Origin of the sequence: Desulfosarcina sp., from assembly GCF_046496365.1 — a bacterium.
Lineage (GTDB): Bacteria > Desulfobacterota > Desulfobacteria > Desulfobacterales > Desulfosarcinaceae > Desulfosarcina.
This window is the reverse complement of the sequence record NZ_JAWOHB010000144.1, coordinates 97,600-116,244: the sequence shown is the minus strand read 5'-3', so window position 1 is coordinate 116,244 and position 18,645 is coordinate 97,600. Positions and strand designations below refer to the sequence as shown.

Annotated in this window: 19 protein-coding genes; all 19 read left to right on the top strand. The window is 59.4% G+C overall.

Annotation, left to right across the window (positions count from 1 at the left end; genetic code table 11):
• The first annotated feature begins 16 nt into the window (after positions 1-16).
• The 19 genes from R6V78_RS14360 to R6V78_RS14270 all read left to right on the top strand — a co-directional run bounded on the left by R6V78_RS14360 (position 17) and on the right by R6V78_RS14270 (position 18,522).
• Entirely contained in the window at positions 17-604 is a 588-nt protein-coding gene (locus R6V78_RS14360) for a nitrous oxide reductase accessory protein NosL (RefSeq protein ID WP_410290059.1), read from the top strand.
• The gene (locus R6V78_RS14355) at positions 601-909 is read left to right on the top strand and encodes a hypothetical protein (RefSeq protein ID WP_410290058.1); all 309 of its coding nucleotides are present in this window, start codon (positions 601-603) and stop codon (positions 907-909) included. Before R6V78_RS14360 ends, R6V78_RS14355 begins: the two co-directional genes overlap by 4 nt.
• Positions 906-2,063: a hypothetical protein gene (locus R6V78_RS14350; RefSeq protein ID WP_410290057.1), complete on the top strand. Its 1,158-nt coding sequence runs from the start codon at positions 906-908 to the stop codon at positions 2,061-2,063. Before R6V78_RS14355 ends, R6V78_RS14350 begins: the two co-directional genes overlap by 4 nt.
• Complete coding sequence (locus R6V78_RS14345) at positions 2,054-2,761, top strand: ABC transporter ATP-binding protein (protein WP_410290056.1); 708 nt, start codon at positions 2,054-2,056, stop codon at positions 2,759-2,761. Before R6V78_RS14350 ends, R6V78_RS14345 begins: the two co-directional genes overlap by 10 nt.
• On the top strand, positions 2,758-3,792 hold the full coding sequence (locus tag R6V78_RS14340) for a hypothetical protein (protein ID WP_410290055.1): 1,035 nt from the start codon (positions 2,758-2,760) through the stop codon (positions 3,790-3,792). Before R6V78_RS14345 ends, R6V78_RS14340 begins: the two co-directional genes overlap by 4 nt.
• A 363-nt stretch (positions 3,793-4,155) precedes the next feature.
• On the top strand, positions 4,156-7,101 hold the full coding sequence (locus tag R6V78_RS14335) for a 4Fe-4S dicluster domain-containing protein (RefSeq protein ID WP_410290054.1): 2,946 nt from the start codon (positions 4,156-4,158) through the stop codon (positions 7,099-7,101).
• A gap of 128 nt (positions 7,102-7,229) precedes the next feature.
• Positions 7,230-8,549: an NrfD/PsrC family molybdoenzyme membrane anchor subunit gene (nrfD, locus tag R6V78_RS14330; protein ID WP_410290053.1), complete on the top strand. Its 1,320-nt coding sequence runs from the start codon at positions 7,230-7,232 to the stop codon at positions 8,547-8,549.
• Positions 8,539-9,054 carry a DUF3341 domain-containing protein gene (locus R6V78_RS14325; RefSeq protein ID WP_410290052.1) on the top strand — a complete coding sequence of 172 codons (516 nt, stop codon included), beginning with the start codon at positions 8,539-8,541 and terminating at the stop codon, positions 9,052-9,054. Before nrfD ends, R6V78_RS14325 begins: the two co-directional genes overlap by 11 nt.
• Before the next feature lie 16 nt (positions 9,055-9,070).
• Positions 9,071-10,300, top strand: a complete 1,230-nt coding sequence (locus R6V78_RS14320; RefSeq protein ID WP_410290051.1) for a hypothetical protein — start codon at positions 9,071-9,073, stop codon at positions 10,298-10,300.
• Positions 10,301-10,448: 148 nt separating this feature from the next.
• Positions 10,449-11,078 (top strand): cytochrome c3 family protein, encoded by a 630-nt coding sequence (locus tag R6V78_RS14315; protein WP_410290050.1) that lies wholly within the window; start codon positions 10,449-10,451, stop codon positions 11,076-11,078.
• Between the two features lie 108 nt (positions 11,079-11,186).
• The gene (locus tag R6V78_RS14310) at positions 11,187-12,557 is read left to right on the top strand and encodes a cbb3-type cytochrome c oxidase subunit I (RefSeq protein ID WP_410290049.1); all 1,371 of its coding nucleotides are present in this window, start codon (positions 11,187-11,189) and stop codon (positions 12,555-12,557) included.
• Positions 12,554-13,489: a cbb3-type cytochrome c oxidase subunit II gene (locus R6V78_RS14305; RefSeq protein ID WP_410290048.1), complete on the top strand. Its 936-nt coding sequence runs from the start codon at positions 12,554-12,556 to the stop codon at positions 13,487-13,489. The genes R6V78_RS14310 and R6V78_RS14305 overlap by 4 nt, the downstream gene beginning before the upstream one ends.
• Before the next feature lie 173 nt (positions 13,490-13,662).
• Complete coding sequence (locus R6V78_RS14300; RefSeq protein ID WP_410290047.1) at positions 13,663-13,923, top strand: hypothetical protein; 261 nt, start codon at positions 13,663-13,665, stop codon at positions 13,921-13,923.
• 12 nt (positions 13,924-13,935) lie between these two features.
• Positions 13,936-14,211 (top strand): hypothetical protein, encoded by a 276-nt coding sequence (locus R6V78_RS14295; protein WP_410290046.1) that lies wholly within the window; start codon positions 13,936-13,938, stop codon positions 14,209-14,211.
• Between the two features lies 1 nt (position 14,212).
• The gene (locus R6V78_RS14290) at positions 14,213-14,440 is read left to right on the top strand and encodes a hypothetical protein (protein WP_410290045.1); all 228 of its coding nucleotides are present in this window, start codon (positions 14,213-14,215) and stop codon (positions 14,438-14,440) included.
• Positions 14,441-14,959 (top strand): c-type cytochrome, encoded by a 519-nt coding sequence (locus tag R6V78_RS14285; RefSeq protein WP_410290044.1) that lies wholly within the window; start codon positions 14,441-14,443, stop codon positions 14,957-14,959.
• Between the two features lie 57 nt (positions 14,960-15,016).
• On the top strand, positions 15,017-17,485 hold the full coding sequence (locus R6V78_RS14280) for a heavy metal translocating P-type ATPase (protein ID WP_410290043.1): 2,469 nt from the start codon (positions 15,017-15,019) through the stop codon (positions 17,483-17,485).
• Positions 17,486-17,559: 74 nt separating this feature from the next.
• Positions 17,560-17,739: a hypothetical protein gene (locus tag R6V78_RS14275; RefSeq protein ID WP_410290042.1), complete on the top strand. Its 180-nt coding sequence runs from the start codon at positions 17,560-17,562 to the stop codon at positions 17,737-17,739.
• An 87-nt stretch (positions 17,740-17,826) separates the two neighbouring features.
• Positions 17,827-18,522, top strand: a complete 696-nt coding sequence (locus R6V78_RS14270; protein WP_410290041.1) for a DnaJ domain-containing protein — start codon at positions 17,827-17,829, stop codon at positions 18,520-18,522.
• The last annotated feature ends 123 nt before the right edge of the window (positions 18,523-18,645 follow it).

The window sequence follows — 18,645 nt, the reverse complement described above, 5'->3', positions numbered from 1 at the left end:
TGGAAGCCGAACCCACATGAAATCCGAAGGAGGTGTCGATTTGATTTTCTCACCACACCCCAGGCCATGGATGCCGACACTTCTCATAACAGCTGCACTGCTCATGATCTGCGGTATTGCAGCGGCCGGTGACGGTGGACCCTCACCGGCCGCGAAATCGCTGGCGGCCGACGGAGGCATGAACCTCAGCGACGCCGACCGCTGCCCTGTCTGTGCCATGTTTCCCGCCCGACATCCCCAGACGGCCGCCGCCATGACCCTGAAGAGCGGGGAGACCTTCTATTTTTGCGGCAATGGATGCCTGCTCAGGGCCTGGCTGCGGTCAACGGTCTACCTAAACCAAAAACAGTCCGCCATCGATCGTCTCGTGGTCCGGGACTATTTTTCCGGCCGACCCACTGATGCGCGCGCGGCGACATGGGTGGCCGGATCTGATGTGGTGGGCCCCATGGGTCCGGCCATCATCGCCATCGGAAACGCCGAACAGGTGGCCACCTTCAAAACCCGCCATGGCGGCAAAACCGTGTTCACCTTCGATCAGATCGACGACAGCCTTTGGAAACAGATCAGCAGCCGCGAACTGCCGGCGCTAAAATCGGATTGAACGGCCAATCCCGCAGCATGGCTTGCCCGCCGGTTGAAGCGCGTTGTCAGCACCCGGCACCGTGCCGGGGTGCGCGGCGACTGCTGGTCGTCATCATGGTCGTCAGCCTGTTGGCAACGCTGGCCACCGTCCTCGGTCTGTGGTGGCAAGGCCCTCATCATGACCACACGGCAGGTGCATGGATGAACGCATTGACCCTGTCCGCACCGGCATTGTGGACCGCCGGCAGCCCCATGCGTCACCCGGAGACGGTCCATCCGGCAGTTGATTTACGCTTCTGTGCCGGTCTCGAGGCCACCCCGTGATAGCGCCGAGCCGATATTTTCCCCTGGCCATCTGGGCCGCCAGGGATGTTCTGGGCCATTCAGGCCGATCGATACTCCTTTTCGCCAGCCTGGCCAGTCTGATTTTTCTGACCGCCACGGTCCTGCTGTTCAGCCAGGCCCTGGACGTCACCTGGACGCGCCTCATGGACCAGGCACCGGATCTGGTTCTCAGACGCATCGACGCCGGCGGATGGGCACCCCTGCCCGCTGAAGAAGCGGTGGCCTGCGCGAAAACAATCCCCGGGGTTCTCGACCCGACGCCCCGTCTATGGGGTGTGGTGGCTGGACCCGAAGGCCCGCTTACGGTGGTGGCCTCAACCGCAGTTGTCCCCGAAGACGTGCTCGACGGCATCAAGCCCCCGTCAGCCGGACAGGCCGTGGTAGGCCGGGGGGTGGCCCATGTCGTATCCGGCAATCGCCTGAATCTGGAAGGCCAAAATCCCATTACCGTCACCATCATCGATACCTTTCGCGCCCATACCGGTCTGGCCACCCACGACCTGGTGTGGATCACATCGGATGATGCCCGCAGGCTGCTGGGCCTGGCGCCGGACCAGTCCAGCGACCTGGCCATTCATCTGTTCCGCCGGGAAGAAGAAAAGGTCATCCAGGCTGAACTGGCTGCTGCCTTCCCCTGGCCCGTACGCATCACCGACCGCAGCACCAGCGCGCTACGCCAGCATACGCGCGCGGTTCGAACGGGCGGCATCGCGCTGGTGGCCGCCATCCCGGCTTTGCTGGCCCTGCTGTTGATCATCGCCTCCACCATTTTGAACAGCACCGGCCGACAGGCCCATTGGGGTCTTCTCAAATCCATGGGGTGGACCACCGGGGAGATTGTACGACTGCAGGTCGCAAAAGCTGTTTTTTTAGGTATTCCGGCTGTAATTCTTGGGCTGGCAGCAGCCTGCGCAGCGGTGTTCTATCCACCCGCTGCCGGCATCACCGCCTTGTGGATTACAGGCGGCCAGCACCTGCCGGCCTTGACCCTCAACCGCACCGGGGCCATCCTGACCATGCTGGAAATCATCGCCATCGTGATTCTGCCCTATCTGGCGGCGGTTTTTCTGACCAGCGTCAGGGGGGCGGCCGGCGACCCCTGGACCATGCTTCAGGGGGATCCATGGAACTGAACAAGGGTCTGGCCTGCCGCCAACTGAATTTCCGGTGGCCGGGAAAACACACGCACGACCCGCTCGTCCTGGAGTCGGTGGAGGCGACGTTCAGCCCGGGCTCGATCAGCCTGGTGACCGGGGAGACCGGTGCCGGCAAGAGCACCTTGATTCATCTGCTGGCCGGCTTGTTGCGCCCCACGGCAGGCGAAATCTGGGCCGACGGCCAGGCGGTTTCCCGCTGGCCGGCACGTCACCGCGACCCCTGGCGGCGGCAGGTGGGTATCGTGTTCCAACACCTGGCACTGCTGCCGGACATCAGCGTAGGGGAAAACCTTCTCATCCCCCTGATCCCAAGAAATATGGCCTGGTCCCGGATGCAGGACGCCGTCCGCCGGCAACTGGTCGAAGCCGACCTGTCGGACCTGGCCCACAGCCCGGCAAACCGCCTGTCCGGCGGACAGCGCCAGCGCCTGGCCATTGCCCGGGCACTGGTGACCCGACCCCGGTTCATTCTGGCCGATGAACCAACCGCTTTTCAGGATCAGGGCCACACGGCGCAGATAGGCGCACAACTCTGCAGCGCCGCCCGAGACGGGGCGGTGGTCGTGATCTGCTCCCACGACCCGCGGCTCGGAGAATTGGCTGAAATTGACCACCGATTTCACCTGGCATCCGCGAAATTGACCCACAACCCCGCACAACAGCACACGCCGTGATCTGGCATCCGCTGGTCTGGGCATTCTGGATAGCGGCAGCCGCGGGTTTACTGCTCTACGCGCTGGGTGCCGTTCGAGCCCTGAACGTCATTCAGAACTGGTCCCCGGCGGATGCTGACATCGTGCAACTGCAGCGGGAACGCCATGCGGAAACAGCTGCTCTGTTCGGGCACTGGTCCCTGGGCTGCCTGACGGCTGCTGCCATTCTGGGCCTTACGGGGGTTGCCGTGGTCTGGCACCACATCGTCCCCGGCGCCATGTGCGGCACCGGTGTCCTGCAAGCCCTGGGAACCAACGGCAGCCGGGCAATGATTTTCTGGGGAGGTGCCCTGATCACCCTGTATGGCTGGCGCGTGATGGATCGCCTGGACTGTCAACACCCACAAGGGGTATTGACCCAAACCGGGGCACGGGTGATGCTCACCGCAGCCCCTTTTCTGACTCTGGCCATTTTCTACTCATGGCAGGCCCTGATGCAGGTCGAAAGCGTTCCCCCGGTCAGTTGCTGTGCGGCGGTCTACGATCAGATTTTAAATGATGCATCCGGATCGGCGGCCATGGAGTGGTTCAGTCCGATTTCCCTCTGGGGCAGCCTGGCGGGCAGTGGGGCATTGGCCATCCTTGCGGCCATAATCATCCGGTTTCCGCATCGCAGGCCAGGTGCCTTGATGATCGGAATCGCGATCTTCTGGACCATCGGAGCAACGGTCGCCGTCAAACAGGTATGGTCGGCCTACTATTACCAGGTCCTTTCCCACCCATGTCCCTGGTGCCTGTTTCTGCCGGAATACTACGGCGCCGGATTCTTCATTTTCGGATGCATGGCCGTGGTGGTCATGGAAAGCACCGCCCTCTGGCTGGCCGACATCACCCGCTCCCGATACCCGATCCTGGCCGATCCGGCCGCCAGACGCATGCACCAGGCAGCCTGGCGGATAGCGATGGCCCTGGCTGGTTTTACGCTGCTGACTACGGGACCGGCCATTGTCTGGCGGCTGCGCACCGCCGTCTGGATAGACGGTTCTCCCTGATCCGGGCAGGGAGAGCTTGAGAAACGCCTAATAGGGATAATTGGCGACGATTACGGACCCGCTGATCCCTGTGTTCCCGATTCCTGGAAAAGGGGGGGGGCGCACCGCCTGCATTTCAAACCCGGTCCGATAGCGCTTGCCTCCCACGCAACACGATTGACAACCCTGACGGCCTTTTGCTATCGTGGCGCTGATTTGGTTTCAGACCCTTTTCGCCCAACGTTCCCGGCAGCAAGACCGCACCATTTGCGGCGGGTTGTAAATCTCACAAACAATGAGCGGTCCACCGGCAACAGGATCGGTACCTGAACCGAGCTTTCCATGCCAGTGGCATGGTAAACCTGGCACAAACGGGCATCACGCATGAATCGCAGAACATTTCTCAAGATTGCATCCATGGGCAGCGTCGCCTTTGCCAGCGGCTGCTCCGGCAAACCCGAAGACCATCTGTTCGCTATGGTCCAGGCGACCGAAGATATGGTCACGGGCAAGGAGGCATGGTATGCGTCCACGTGCCGCGAATGCCCGGCCGGGTGCGGTGTGCTGGCAAAAAATCGTGAGGGACGCATCATCAAGCTGGAGGGCAATGGTCTGCACCCGGTCAACCGGGGCACCCTTTGCATCCGCGGCCAGGCAGCCCTGCAGGGCCTCTACAATCCCGACCGGCTGCGCATGCCACTGCTGAAAACGGAAGGCGCCTGGCAAGAAATCCCTTTCCATGAAGCCGAAGCTCTGATCCGGAAAAAGGCCGCAGCGGCCGCCAGCCGTGGATCCGGCCGCATCACCATGATCACCGAAACCGTCGGCCGGACCCAGCTGGAACTTTTTTCGGCAGTATTGAAGCAATTTGACTGCCCGCCACCGGTGGTATTCGAACCCCTGGCCTATGAGGCGCTCAAATTCGCCCACCAGCAGCTCTTCGGCAGTTCCCTCCTGCCCGTAGTGCACATGGATCAGGCGGATGTATTGGTCGGGTTTGGGGCCGACTTTCTGGAGACCTGGCTGTCGCCGGTGGAATATGCCCGCAAGTTCAAGGCCATGCACCGGTTGACCCATGGCAAGAAGGGCGTGTTCGTCCAGGTGAGCCCCTTCCAGTCTCTTACCGGTGCCAATGCCGACCGCTGGATCGCCTGCCGCCCCGGCTGTGAGGCCGCCGTAATCATGGGATTGATCCGGATGGTGACCGGCAGTGGGGACAGACCGGAAAAAAACCGCAGCCTCAAGGAGGCCCTGGCAGATTTGACCGCTTCTTTCACCCCCGAAAGGGTGGCGCGTATTTCAGGAGTCAGCATTGCAGACCAGGCCGCCGTCGGCCGGCAGTTGTCTGCCGCAAAACATCCCCTGGTCTTAGGCACAAGCGCCGGCAGCGATGGCGGGCATGCGGTAGCCGCGGAGCTGGCCGGCCTTTTCCTCAACCTGGCCCTGGACCCCCGGTTATCCCTGTTCGATTTTGACAATCGCCATCGGGTGGAGATCGCCGATCGCCGGTCAACGGTCCTTGAAGCGTTCAATGCCATGGATGACAAATCCATTGAACTGGTCCTGCTCAACAACGTCAATCCCGTTTTCGCCCTTCCCGGCGGCGGCCGCATCGCCAAAACCCTGAGCAGCAAAAACCGCTTTGTGGTAGCCGTGGCCAATTTCATGGACGAGACGGCAGCCAGCGCAGATCTGATCGTACCGGTGCAGGCGGCCCTGGAAACCTGGGACGCTTACGAAAGCAACACCGCCACCCTGTCCACCTTGCAGCCCACCATGGGCAAGATTACCCCGGTCCCGGCATTGGGAGATCTGTTTCTCAACCTGCTACCAACTGACAAACGACCGGCCCCTGACTACAAAACACTGGTGACCCAAAACGTTTTGGCCGGCCAGGCAAGCCAAACCCCCATCAACTGGCTCAAGACGATCCAGAAAGGTGGCCGGTTTACGGATCAAGACCCCACCGGCAGGGCGCCCAAAGCTGATCTGAAAGCTGCAGGCACGCTGAAACGGTATCTGACCTTGCTGCCGAAACCAACCGCCGGTGACGTGCTCCTTGCGCCCCCCTCGATCCGCTTTTTTGACGGCCGGGGCGCCAACCGGCCCTGGTTAATGGAAACGCCTGACACCCTGACTCAGATCGCCTGGCAGACCCCGGCCCTGATGCACCCGGACAGCATGACCGCCGCCGGCATCAAAGACGGCGATGTCGTCGTCCTGAGAACCCAAAACGGACAAATCGAGGCACCGGTGTATGCCTACGCTGGCGTTTTCCCGGGAACCGTTGTGATTCCCGCCGGTCAGGGGCACACCGCCTTCGGCCGCTGGGCCAGCGAACAGGGGATCGATCCGCTCACGATCATGAATCCATCCGTGGATGCCGATTCAGGCGCACCATCTTCGGCAGCGCTGCTGGCAGGCCTGGAAAAAAGCGGCCGAACCGTGCCGTTGGCCATCACCTCAGGCAGCCGGGTGGCCCTTGGCCGGAAAATCGCTCCCACCGTGGCCATCGAACAGATTGGCCGCCAAGCCGGCCACGGGAAGCCGGGACTGACCATGGATAGCTTCCCGCTGACGCCGCCGATACCCGAGGGATATGATCCCAGGCGGGATCTCTACCCGCCCCACGACCATGAGGGTTACCGTTGGGCCATGGTTGTTGATATGGATCGCTGCATCGGCTGTAGTGCATGCGTGGCCGCCTGTTACGCAGAGAACAACATCGGCATCGTCGGGGAGAAGAGAATCCTGGAAGGCCGGGAGATGGCCTGGCTGCAGATCCAGCGTTACCAGGACCCGGCAGACATGGCCAGGATCACATTTCTGCCCATGATGTGCCAGCACTGCGATAATGCTCCCTGCGAGGCGGTCTGCCCGGTCTATGCACCCCACCACTCCAAGGAGGGACTCAACAACCAGATCTACAACCGCTGCATCGGTACGCGGTTCTGCGCCCAGAACTGCCCCTATAAAGTCCGGCGTTTCAACTGGTTCGACTGGCAATGGCCCGAACCGATGCAGATGCAGCTCAACCCCAACGTTACCGTGCGCAGCAAGGGGGTGATGGAGAAGTGTTCCTTCTGCATCCAGCGCATCAAAGCCGCCCACAACACGGCCAAGAACGAAAAACGAGGCATCCGCGACGGCGAGGTGGTGCCGGCCTGCGCCCAGACCTGCCCCACCGGCGCCCTGATCTTTGGGAGCCTCATGGACAAAAAGAGTCGGGTCAGCCGGCTGATCAGGGACCCGCGGGCCTACCAGGTGATGGGGTACCTGAATACCAAGCCGGCGGTAATTTATCTTAAGAAAGTGACCCAGGAGGTATGAGAAGGCCCGCAACTCAGGCTGAAGGTATTCGGGTGGGTGGATATATGAATTCAGGAGTCGGTTGTCAGCAGCCTGTGTGTGCGACCAGAATGTTTGTCAGCAAAACCATGGGTAGCGGATAAGAAAATATGCAGCAGACACTGACCTATCGCAGTATCGACGATACCGTACTGGACACCCTGGTTGCGCCCCGGCGCAGCTACTGGGTGGTCGTGGCCCTGCTTTTTGCCGGGATCCTCATGGGCGCGGGATGCTGGATTTACCAGATCATGGTGGGCATCGGCGTCGGCGGCCAGAACAACCCGGTGCACTGGGGCACCTATCTGATCAACTTCGTCTTCTGGGTGGGAATCGCCCATTCGGGCACGCTGATTTCGGCCATTCTGCACCTGTTCCGAGCCGGGTGGCGCAACCCCATCGCCCGGGCGGCCGAAACCATGACCGTCTTTGCCGTATGCACCGCCGGCCTGTTTCCCTTCATTCACCTGGGACGGGTCTGGATGGTCTACTACATGCTGCCGGTTCCCAACCAGCGCACCCTGTGGCCCAACTTCCAGTCACCGCTGATGTTCGACGTGGTGGCCATCTCCACCTACCTGGCGGTCAGCAGTCTGTTCTGGTACACGGGCATGCTGCCAGACCTGGCGACCATCCGCGATCGCACCCACGGGGTGCGGCACAAGATCTTCAAGGTGCTCGCTTTGGGCTGGACCGGTGAATGGGAGATCTGGCGCCACTACACCCGCAGCTATCTTTTTTTCGCCGCCCTGGCCACCCCGCTGGTCATTTCGGTGCACAGTGTGGTTTCCTGGGATTTCGCCCTGAGCGTGGTTCCCGGATGGCACACAACCATCTTCGCGCCCTATTTCGTAGCCGGTGCCATCCATTCGGGATTGGCCATGGTGCTCACCTTGATGATTCCATTGCGCATGATCTTCAAATACAAAGCGATCATCACCGACCGGGTCCTGGAGAGCGTCGCCAAAACCATCGTCTTCACCGGCCTGATCGTGGGATTCGCCTACGCCACCGAAATCTTTATCGCCTGGTACAGCCTCAATCCCGTGGAGGTGGAATCCTTCCGCTGGCGGGCGTTCGGCGACTACGCCCTGGAATACTGGATCATGGTGACCTGCAACACCATCATCCCGCTGCTGTTGCTTTTTAAAAAGGTGCGCACCAACATCCGCCTTCTGTTTGGAATCTCGCTGCTGGTCAATGTGGGCATGTGGTACGAGCGCTTTGTGATCATCATCGGGTCGGTGGCCCACGACTTTCTACCGCATGCATGGGGGCTGTACTCACCGAGCTGGGTTGAATTCGGCATCATGATCGGCAGCTTTTCGCTCTTTTTCTTCTTGTTCGTGCTCTTCGTCAAGCACATGCCCTCGGTCTCCATGACCGAGATGAAAGAAACCCTGCATGAAGGAGCCTCCCATGCCGGCTGATACGGTTTCGATCATGGGGATTTTCTCCAGCGAACACACGGCTGCATCGGTCATCGACGCACTGCGTGAAACCCCTTGGACCATCGAGCGGGTTCACAGCCCCATTCCCAGCCACGTCATCGAGAACGCCCTGGAGCCACCCAAAAGCAGGGTGGGATGGTTTACCCTGGCGGGGGGCATCATCGGATTCTTCGCCGGTTTTTTGCTGGCGGCCTTCACCGCCACCCGCTGGTCATTGATCGTCGGCGGCAAACCGGTGGTGGCGCTGGTACCCTTTTTTATCGTCGGCTTCGAATTCACAATCCTGTTCGCCGTGTTCGGCAATGTCCTAGGCCTGATCTCCCAGGCGCGGCTGCCGCGTTTTGGGACCCAGGCGCATTACGATGAACGCTTTTCCGGAGATCGCTTCGGTGTCCTGGCCCGCTGCAGCGCCGACGAGCAGGACCAACTGACCCATTTTCTTGAGGAGAACGGGGCCGAGATAAAACCCGTAAGCGAACGGTAATGAGGAAATGGTGAGCATGCCAAGGCAACCAGCCAACAATCGAGCAAATCCACTGCCGCTGATGAAGATCTTTTTCGGCCTGACCGCCGTGGGGTTTCTGATTTTCATTACGGTAGCCCTTGCCGGAGACCCGGCCAGGGCCTGGCAGGCGTACCTGCTCAACTTCCTGTTCTTCTCAGCCATCGCCCAGGGTGCCGTGCTCTTCTCTGCGCTCATGCACACGGTAAAGGCCCGCTGGAGTGGGCCGCTTGCCGACGTGGCCGAATCGTTCGCCGCCTTTTTCCCGATCTCCCTGCTGCTGTTCGTTATCCTGTTTATCGGTCAAGAACACGTCTTTCCCTGGCTTTACGAAGACCTGCACGGCAAAGAGGTGTGGCTGAACCTGCCCTTCCTGTTCGGTCGCGATTTTGCCGGACTCTGCCTGCTCTACGGGATCGGTCTGGCCTTTTTGTACCACCGGCTCTACTTTACCCTCAAGGCCCGGGGGGCCTCCGGCCCCTTCGGCCGTTGGCTGCTGGCGCACTGGGTCCAACATCCGCCGGACGAAGAGCGCGCGGCCGGCCGCATGACCATTTTCGGCATCCTCTATCTGCTGGCCTTTGCCCTGGTCCTCTCCCTGGTGGGATACGATCTGGTGATGGCCACGGATCCACATTGGTATTCCACCCTCTTCGGCGCCTATACGTTCGTCAAAGCGGTCTACATCGGCTTCGGAGGTTTGATCGTTCTGAGCGCTCTTTTGCATCTGAGCAACAGAAACGCTTATCATGTCGAGGAGAACCAATTCCACGACATCGGCAAGCTTTTGTTCGCATTCTGTCTGGTGTGGGCCGATTTTTTCTACGCCCAGTTCGTGGTGATCTGGTACGGCAACATCCCCGAGGAGACCGCCTATATCATCGAACGCACCATGACCGCTCCCTGGCGCGCACTGGCCTGGACCATTTTCGTCGGCTGTTTCGTGGCGCCATTTCTGATCCTGATCAATCGCAGGATCAAAACCATGCCCAAAGCCATGACGGTAATCTGCCTGGCGATCATGACCGGCATCTGGCTGGAGCATTACCTGCTCCTTGGCCCCGCATTTCACCACCATGCCCACCACCTGCCGCTTGGCTGGGTGGAAGCGGCAGTGGCCGTGGGCTTTTTCGGTCTGCTGGCCGCCGCTGTCACCGGCTATTTCCAACAATTCCCCGAACTGCTGCAGGATAACCATGCGGGTAGACTGAAGGTGGAGGCAGGCTAGGACACACGATGCTGAATCACAAGATATTGGCAGCGGCAAGGATACATGGAAAAAGGACAACGCTTGCGTTCGAAGGGTCGCTCCTGGGACGAAACCGTTCAGGATTCCGTCTGAAACCCTATTTAACCATCACTCCCGAGCATTCCTAATGGAAATACTGATTACCTCCTTTGCGCTGCTTACCCTCGCGGTGATTGTCATCCTCATCGGTACCCGGGGACGCCCCATGCGTTTTATCACCGCATCCGGAGAGACGCTGGATCGCATCCGACAAAACGCAGGCCCCATGTTCTGGGTGGCCGCCTGCGTGTTGCTGGTGATGGGATTTCTATTCTTTTTCTATGCATCGCCGGCCACCCGCGTCGGTGCCGCACAACCCATCCCTTTCAGCCATCGGCTGCATGCCGGTCATAAGGCCATCGAGTGCCAGTTCTGCCATCCTTATGTGGGCCGGTCCACCCATCCGGGACTGCCGCCGGTGGAAAAGTGCCTCTACTGCCACACTTACATCATCGCCAATCATCCGGAGATTCAGAAAGAACACGACTATTTCAACAGCGATACACCCACACCGTGGGTCAAGGTGTACAAACTGGCCGAGCACGTGTTGTTCAACCATCAACGCCATGTCAAAAAAGAAGTTGCATGTGAATCGTGCCACGGCGAAGTCCGAGAACTGGACCGTCTGAAGGGTCAGCGGTTCAAGATGGGATTTTGCATCGACTGCCACCGGGAGAAAAAGGCCAACCTGGACTGCTGGCTGGCCTGCCACAGTTAAAGGTGATAACCGGTTTGCGGTGCGCCCGCCGACCCGGCCACAAGCGACGGGGAATGTAATCGCTGCCACGGTTCATCATTGATCATTAAAAATTACAAGGAGCCACCATTGGCCGCTGAAAATCAATCCCTTGAATCCACCAATACCACTGCCAAGGGGTTTGCCCTGACCTCCACTTTCTGGATGGTTGTCGCCACCTTTTACGGCTTGCTAGGGGCCACGGAACTGGTAGCCCCGGACCTCACCGAAAATTTAGGCGGCATTGTCTTCGGACGTGTGCGGCCCACCCACGTCAACCTGGTGCTGTTCGGTTTTGTCACCCCTGGCCTGCTTTCAGCGGCTTTTTATTTCATCCCCCGGCTGTTGCGCACCCGGCTGTTCAGTGAGCGGCTGGGGGTATTCACTGTGGCCGTATGGAACATCGCCCTGGCCGGCGTGGTTGCCAGCCTGGCCGCCGGATACACCCAGGGGCGCGAATACGCGGAGTTGATCTGGTCTCTGGATATCATGGTGGTGGCCGCCTTCTGCTTTCTTTTCTTCAACTTCATCATGACCGTCAAACACCGCCGTGAACCGATTCTCTACGTTTCGGTTTGGTACGTGCTGGCCGCCACCATCCTCACGGCCTGCACCTACACCTTGGGTAACGTGATCTGGAAACCCGACAGCGGTGCACTGGTGGGCATTCCCGATGCGATTCTGCTGTGGTTTTACGGACACAATATCTTCGGGCTGCTGCTGACGCCCCTCAGCGCGGCGGTGGCTTACTACGTGATCCCCAGGGCCTGCCGTGCCCCCCTTTACAGCCACACCCTTTCCCTGCTGGGCTTCTGGTCCCTGATCGTGATCTACACGCACATCGGCACGCACCATCTGCTGCAGGTGCCGGTGCCCACCTGGCTCAAGGTGGTGGCCATCGTGGACAGTGTGGCCATGGTGATTCCGGTCATGGCCTTTCTGATCAACATCTGGTACACGGCCAAAGGGCGGTTGGGTGAAATCCACGCCGACATCGGCGCCAAATTTGTTTTCACCGGCACCATTATGTATTTCTTCGTCAGCATTCAGGGCTCGCTCATGGCCCTGCCCGACGTCCAGCGCGTGACCCATTTCAATAACTGGGTGGTGGCCCATGCCCATATCGGCGTGCTGGGCTTTGCGGGCATGATCGCCCTGGGCGGGATTTACTACACGGTACCGAAAATATCCGGAAAACCCCTATACAGTCGCTTTCTGGCGGACTTCCAATATTGGATGATCCTGATCGGTATGGTGGGTTTTACCGTGGTGCTGACCATTGCCGGCCTGATTCAGGGCAACGCCTGGCTCAACGGAGAGACCGTCTATCGTGTACTGCCGGAAATCCACGTTTATTTCGTCGTACGCGCCGGACTGGGGCTGTTGATTTTCTCCAGCGCGGTTCTGGGATTTTATAACATCGTTCGCTCCTTGTTTGGAAAGACCGGAGAGTTGTCATGAAAATGACCCCCATTGCCGTGGTGGCCGGGGTTCTGCTGCTTCTGGCCGCCATCGTGTTCGTGGTCATCCTGCTGCCCTATGCACATACCAGCAAAACCGTACCCTCGGAAATCTTCCGTCCACGTACGGCCGAGGAAGCCGCCGGAAGGAAACTCTTTATCGCCAACGGCTGCGTCTACTGCCACAGCCAGTCGATACGCACCATCGACTGGGGTCTGGGCGCCGAACGCATTGCCCAGGCCGGCGATTACATCGCCGACCATCCCATCCTGCTGGGGTCCCAGCGCACCGGTCCGGACCTGTCCCAGGCCGGCGGCGAACATCCTGACGACTGGCACGTGGCCCACTTCATTAATCCCCGTTATACGCGTCCGCTGTCGCTTATGCCGGCCTTCAGGTGGTTGGGTGAACCCAAAATCAACGAACTCACCCGCTATGTGCAGAGTCTGGGCATGAAGGCTGCCGACCGGCGCATGCAGCGTCAGCGCTTCTGGAAAGCAGAGGCAATCAAGGCCTATGAAGCCGGACCGGATGCCAATGTCAAGTGGCTCAATGAACACATTCCGCAGGGATGGCGGGACATTCCCAACCCTTACCCCACCACCGAGGCGGGTCTGGCGCGGGGCCACAAGATCTACCAGGATTTCTGCCTGGGCTGCCACGGCCCGGTGGGTGACGGCATGGGCCCGGCCCAGCCGTGGATCTATCCGCCGCCGCTTAACTTCACCATCCTGAAGAACCGGGAGGTCAGCGGCGGAATCCTCTATTACCAGATCATGAACGGAATAACCGGTACAGCCATGCCCTACTTCAAGCGCGAACTGGAGTCGGAGAAAATCTGGGACGTGGGCAACTACGTGGCGGTCTATTTCATCGATGACAGCGACGCCAATATGGAACCGAAGGGAATTGACGCGGCCTATGAGCCGTAAGAGAAATGTCAAAACCCTGATGACGCAGGCCAATTGGAGGAGTAGTGTCGGTGCCAAATATATGGAAGCCGACAGCGCCGGGACCAAGAAAGATGTTTGGTCATGCAGACAACAATAAAATCGACTTCAACCTTTGGTTGACATTTGTCATTGGAACGTTGACATTACCATCTATGTACTACCCTTACTTCATCGCCTACATCGGCATTGGTCTGGTCCTCAGCCTGGTGGTATTTTATTGGGCCTTTCGAACCGGCCAGTTCACCGATCAGCAGAGGGCACGTTTTCTGCCCCTGCGGGACGATGCCGATAAAGTCCCGGTAAAAGCCAGCCGGTTCAATCGAATCGAAATATACGGACTCTTCTTCCTGGCAGCGGCGGGATTGGGCGCCACGGCGGCGGTGTTGGCTTTCGCCCTTTATTTCAGCAAATAAGAGGTACCACTCATGCGATTTTTCGAATTGTTGAATTTCCAGCACACCATGGCCTGGCTGTTTCCCACCTTGGTCTTCATGGTGATCTTCGGTGTGGGTCTGGCGTTTACCCATCTGCATGGCGAGGACAGCGAAGCATGTAAAAAAAACATCACCGGCAGCTATGCAGAGGGCCTCGAGGAACGCAATGCACCCTACCCCCTGGTAATGATGCTCATCATCGCCGGGACTTTAATCTGGGGTTTTTTTTACATTGTCATGCACGGTGTATTGGGAGTGAAAATCTGACATGAACGACGAACACCATCACGAATCCCCGTTCAGGACCTGGACATGGCTTGGCATCATGTTGGGCATCATCCTGTTTAAAGGATTTCTGGCTTTTTATGTGGTCTCGGATATGGGTCAGCCCACTTGGGCCTACCGCCCGGTAAAAGATGTACCGGCCGAGTCCCCCTATGCCGTTTACCAGCGGCTGCCCAACCCGCAGCACGTCAGAGGGGCCGGAGGAGAATAAATGGTTCGCATACTATCCGTCGGCCTGATTGTTTCAGCGATAGCCCTGGTGGCCTGGGGCGCAATCACCGGTTACGACAACATCCTGCAGGTGGGGCGCATGTGGCAAACCCCGGTCATCAAGCCCCACGAAAACCCCATTCCGGTCATGGCTGCGGGAAGTGTCCCATACAGCGGCGGTGAAGCGCTTTACCGGATCGCCACCGACGAGGAGATCACCCCCCCTTTTTCGCTGAGCGATCCGTCAGCGGTCACCGCCGGCAAAACCACCTACCAGTATTACTGCATTCACTGCCACGGCAAATATTTTGACGGCTACGGCACCGTGGGCCAGAGTTTTGCCCCGCCACCCGGCGATCTGCGCAGCACGCGGGTCCAGTCCATGCACCCAGGTCTGCTGTTCAAGGAGATCAGCTACGGTATTGCCGGCGGCCGGCAGCCGCCCCTGGCCACCACCATTGAGGTGGACGACCGATGGAACGCCATCGCTTTCGTCAAAAGCCTGGGCGTGAGAAACTGACCCGGCGACAGAAAACGACCACCCGATTTTCCCCTTCCGGTTCACCGGTCTGTCCGCATGAATGAATCCGTCTGCCATCTTTGCGGCCTTACACTGCGCCACGGCACCGTTTCCCATTCCGCCAACGATCAACCGTTGCGGTTCTGCTGTCACGGCTGCCGGATGGTCTACACCATGCTGCTGGAATCGGCCGCGGTTGACAATCCAACCCGGTTCAGGGAAACCGATTTATACCGGCAGTGTGTGGCCGCCGGGGTGATCCCCGCCAGTGAGGACGATCTTCGCCGCATTCGTGAGCGGGAAAAGCAGGTGACACAGACCTTTGCCAATCCAGTTGGAGGTGAAAAAGCGGCGTCGGATCGGTCAGGCACCCTGGCCTTGGACCTGATGGTCGACGGTATGTGGTGCACCGCCTGCGCCTGGGTGATCGAGAAGGCGGTGTCCCGGTTGCCCGGGGTGCAGACGGTGGCCTGCCATTTTTCCACGGACCGCATGCGCTGCCGCTATCGTCCCGACCGCGTGGCACCCGACCAGATCCGGGAGTCCGTCACACGCTTAGGCTACGGCATCCGGGATAACGATGCCGGAACTACCGGGCAGCAGGTCCAGCGGCGGGAACTGATCCGGCTGGCGATCACCGCCCTGCTTTCCGCCAATGTCATGATGCTTTCCTGGGCGCTTTACGCTGGCTTTTTCACCACCCTTGACAGCGACGCCGTATCAAAGATCTCCCTTCCCATCGTGGCCATGGCGGCAGTGGTTTTCGTCTATGGTGGCGGTCCCATGTTGCGCAAAGCCTGGTTCGGACTGATCCACCGGGCACCGGGAATGGAAACCCTGGTGGGCATGGGCGCCGGATGTGCCTTTGTTTACAGCCTCTACAACTGGCTGACAGGCAGCATCCATCTATACTTTGACACCGCCTGCATGCTGGTCACCCTGGTGCTGTTGGGCAAGGTCCTGGAACAGCAGGCCAAAGGCCGCGTCCGCCAGGATCTGGACAGTTTCTTCGCCCTTCAGCCGGCCAAGGTGCGCCTGATCACCGAGGCCTGGCCAACGGGAAGGTATGTCGCCATCGCGCACCTTGAACCGGGGGACCGTTTTGCCGTTGAAGCCGATGAAATTGTACCGGCGGACGGCCGCGTAGAATCCGGAACTGCTGCACTCGACGAATCCTCGCTGACCGGTGAGCCCAGAGCAGTCCCTGTCAAAATCGGCGATTCCATCAAAAGCGGCACCCGGATGATCCATGGCAGGGTCATTGCGAGGGCCGAAAAAATAGGCGAAAATTCAGTTCTGGGACAGATGATCGCCATAATGGCCCGCAGCCTGGAACAGAAGAGCCCGTTCGAGACCCAAACGGATCGAATGCTCAGGTGGTTCGTCCCCGTTATCATCACCCTCGCCGGAGGGACGGGACTGTTCTGGGCCATGGCCGGTTTGACCATGAACCAGGCTGTGGTGCGGGCGGTGACCGTGTTGGTCATCTCATGCCCGTGTGCGCTCGGTGTGGCCGTTCCCATGGCCCGCCTGGCGGGCATCTCCCTGGCCGGCCGCCGTGGCATTCTGGTTCGAGAAATCGAATCCTTCGAACGGGCCGGCGGCATTGACACCGTCGTTTTCGATAAAACCGGGACACTGACCCACGGTCGCTGGAAGCTGAATCATATCGAATGCCAACCTGGACACGATCCTGCGACTATCGCCGCCTGGGCCGCCGGTCTGGAACAGTCCTCGGATCACGAAATCGCCCGTTCCATCAACGCCTATACCCACGTTGAGGGCATCGCGCCGGCCTTGGCAGCGGAGATCAGCGTTCATCCGGATGGGGTTCAGGGACGGTTGGCGGACAAGATCGTGCGCATCGGCAACCGGGAATTCGCCTGGGGTGCGGTGCCGCCCCCTGAAGGCGTCACGGTGGAATCCGAAAGGACCTTGACCTCCCGCGTCTATCTCGGCATCGACAGCCTTCCGGCGGCAACCCTGATCTTCGGTGATGCGATCCGACCGACAGTACCATCGATGGTGGCAGCGCTGAAACGGACTTCACGGGATATTCACCTGGTCTCTGGGGATGGCGACGCCGCCACCCGTGAAGTGGCCCGCGCCATTGGTTTGACCCAAGCCAGGGGCAGCTTGTCCCCGTCAGACAAGGCAACCTATATCGATACGCTGAAAGAACAAGGACGGCAGGTGGCCATGGTGGGGGACGGCATCAACGATGCGGCAGCCATGGCCCGGTCCCATCTGGCGGTGGGCGTTCATTCCGGGCAGGGGCTGGCCAGGCAAGCCGCCCACATCACCCTCATGCGCGGAGACCCCTGCCAACTGCTGGATTTTTTCAGCTTGTCCCGGCAAGTCCACCGCAAAGTCAGCCAGAATATCTGGTGTGCCTGGATCTACAACCTGATCAGCATCCCTGTCGCCATGAACGGAATGCTGACCCCCCTGGTAGCTGCGACGGCCATGCTGCTCTCCAGTCTGACTGTCATCGGCAACACCTTGTTGCTTGTCCGTCGGGATTGATGGCCACCACTTTTGAATTCTGCATCAGTTTGCACTGACAAACCAAAGAAAAGAGCGAATGTAAAGCCGCTCATGTGCGTTATCTCGACGAGATGATGCCGGCCATCGAAGGCACCGACACCGTTGAAGCCGTGGTGACGAACACGCGCCGATTGGCTGCGGACCTGGTTATAACCGCCATTTTGCGCGCCATGGCGGTTAAAAAAATCAAGCACCCCATTGACAGCGTTTTTATAGTCATTACTTTTTTGTAATAAATTTTTTCAATAATGGTATTCGACTGGTTGCCGTTTATTTGATTGATTGGTGCTTCAAATGATCAGACAATCAGGAGGGCAGACATGGCCAAAAGCTACTATGCCTTGTTGGGAATTTCATCCATGGCCACTACCGAGGAGATTCGAGCTGCGTACCGACGCCTTGCCAAAGCCTATCATCCGGATCGTTACTCCGGGAGCAGTGACAGCTTCAGGCAGATTCAGGAAGCCTACAACGTGCTGGGCAACGTCGAAAAAAGACGCCAATACGAAAGTCAGATCAGTCGTTCATCATTGCGCAATTATCCTGCATCGGGAGGGCGCCCACAACCTGAGCCGCTGATTCCGGAAGAAAAACCGACCCCTTTGGGTGACATCTCACCCATGGAAGGCTCAGGCGCACCTGCGCCATTCGGTGCCGGCATTTTCGACTGGTTCTGGAACAACGTTTCCAGCCTGGCGCCTCCGAGATCAGGCAGTCCGAGAACCCTGACCCTGGAGGTGCCGATCAGCCGAATCCAGGCCAGTCACGGCGGGAATGCCACCATCGTGGTCCGGGCCCGGGCCCGCTGTCCCCTTTGCAACGGATACGGGGCCATCGGGTTCTACGCGTGCCACCGCTGCGACGGAGAGGGCGCCATCGTGGGAGAAGTACCGGTCACAATCGCCTTTCCACAACACATGCGCAACACCCATACGGTCATGCTGCCCCTGGACCGCTATGGCCTGCCCAGCCACCACCTGGCGGTCATCTTCAGGGTGACCGGTCAATTGGAATGACTCAGGCCATTGGCCGGTTGAGCAGCACCCAATCTTGGATGTGATCGGCTCGGCTGCCTTGATTGGCAGAAGCACAGGTCCCCATAACCGGATCCCATCGGTGCGTTCCATGATATCAATAAT

Coding starts and splice junctions, on each gene's coding strand:
- R6V78_RS14345 (WP_410290056.1), top strand. CDS start 2,054: ATGGAACTGAACAAGGGTCTGGCCTGCCGCCAACTGAATTTCCGGTGG.
- R6V78_RS14280 (WP_410290043.1), top strand. CDS start 15,017: ATGAATGAATCCGTCTGCCATCTTTGCGGCCTTACACTGCGCCACGGC.
- R6V78_RS14300 (WP_410290047.1), top strand. CDS start 13,663: ATGTACTACCCTTACTTCATCGCCTACATCGGCATTGGTCTGGTCCTC.
- R6V78_RS14285 (WP_410290044.1), top strand. CDS start 14,441: ATGGTTCGCATACTATCCGTCGGCCTGATTGTTTCAGCGATAGCCCTG.
- R6V78_RS14320 (WP_410290051.1), top strand. CDS start 9,071: ATGCCAAGGCAACCAGCCAACAATCGAGCAAATCCACTGCCGCTGATG.
- R6V78_RS14360 (WP_410290059.1), top strand. CDS start 17: ATGAAATCCGAAGGAGGTGTCGATTTGATTTTCTCACCACACCCCAGG.
- nrfD (WP_410290053.1), top strand. CDS start 7,230: ATGCAGCAGACACTGACCTATCGCAGTATCGACGATACCGTACTGGAC.
- R6V78_RS14335 (WP_410290054.1), top strand. CDS start 4,156: ATGAATCGCAGAACATTTCTCAAGATTGCATCCATGGGCAGCGTCGCC.
- R6V78_RS14315 (WP_410290050.1), top strand. CDS start 10,449: ATGGAAATACTGATTACCTCCTTTGCGCTGCTTACCCTCGCGGTGATT.
- R6V78_RS14305 (WP_410290048.1), top strand. CDS start 12,554: ATGAAAATGACCCCCATTGCCGTGGTGGCCGGGGTTCTGCTGCTTCTG.
- R6V78_RS14325 (WP_410290052.1), top strand. CDS start 8,539: ATGCCGGCTGATACGGTTTCGATCATGGGGATTTTCTCCAGCGAACAC.
- R6V78_RS14295 (WP_410290046.1), top strand. CDS start 13,936: ATGCGATTTTTCGAATTGTTGAATTTCCAGCACACCATGGCCTGGCTG.
- R6V78_RS14290 (WP_410290045.1), top strand. CDS start 14,213: ATGAACGACGAACACCATCACGAATCCCCGTTCAGGACCTGGACATGG.
- R6V78_RS14270 (WP_410290041.1), top strand. CDS start 17,827: ATGGCCAAAAGCTACTATGCCTTGTTGGGAATTTCATCCATGGCCACT.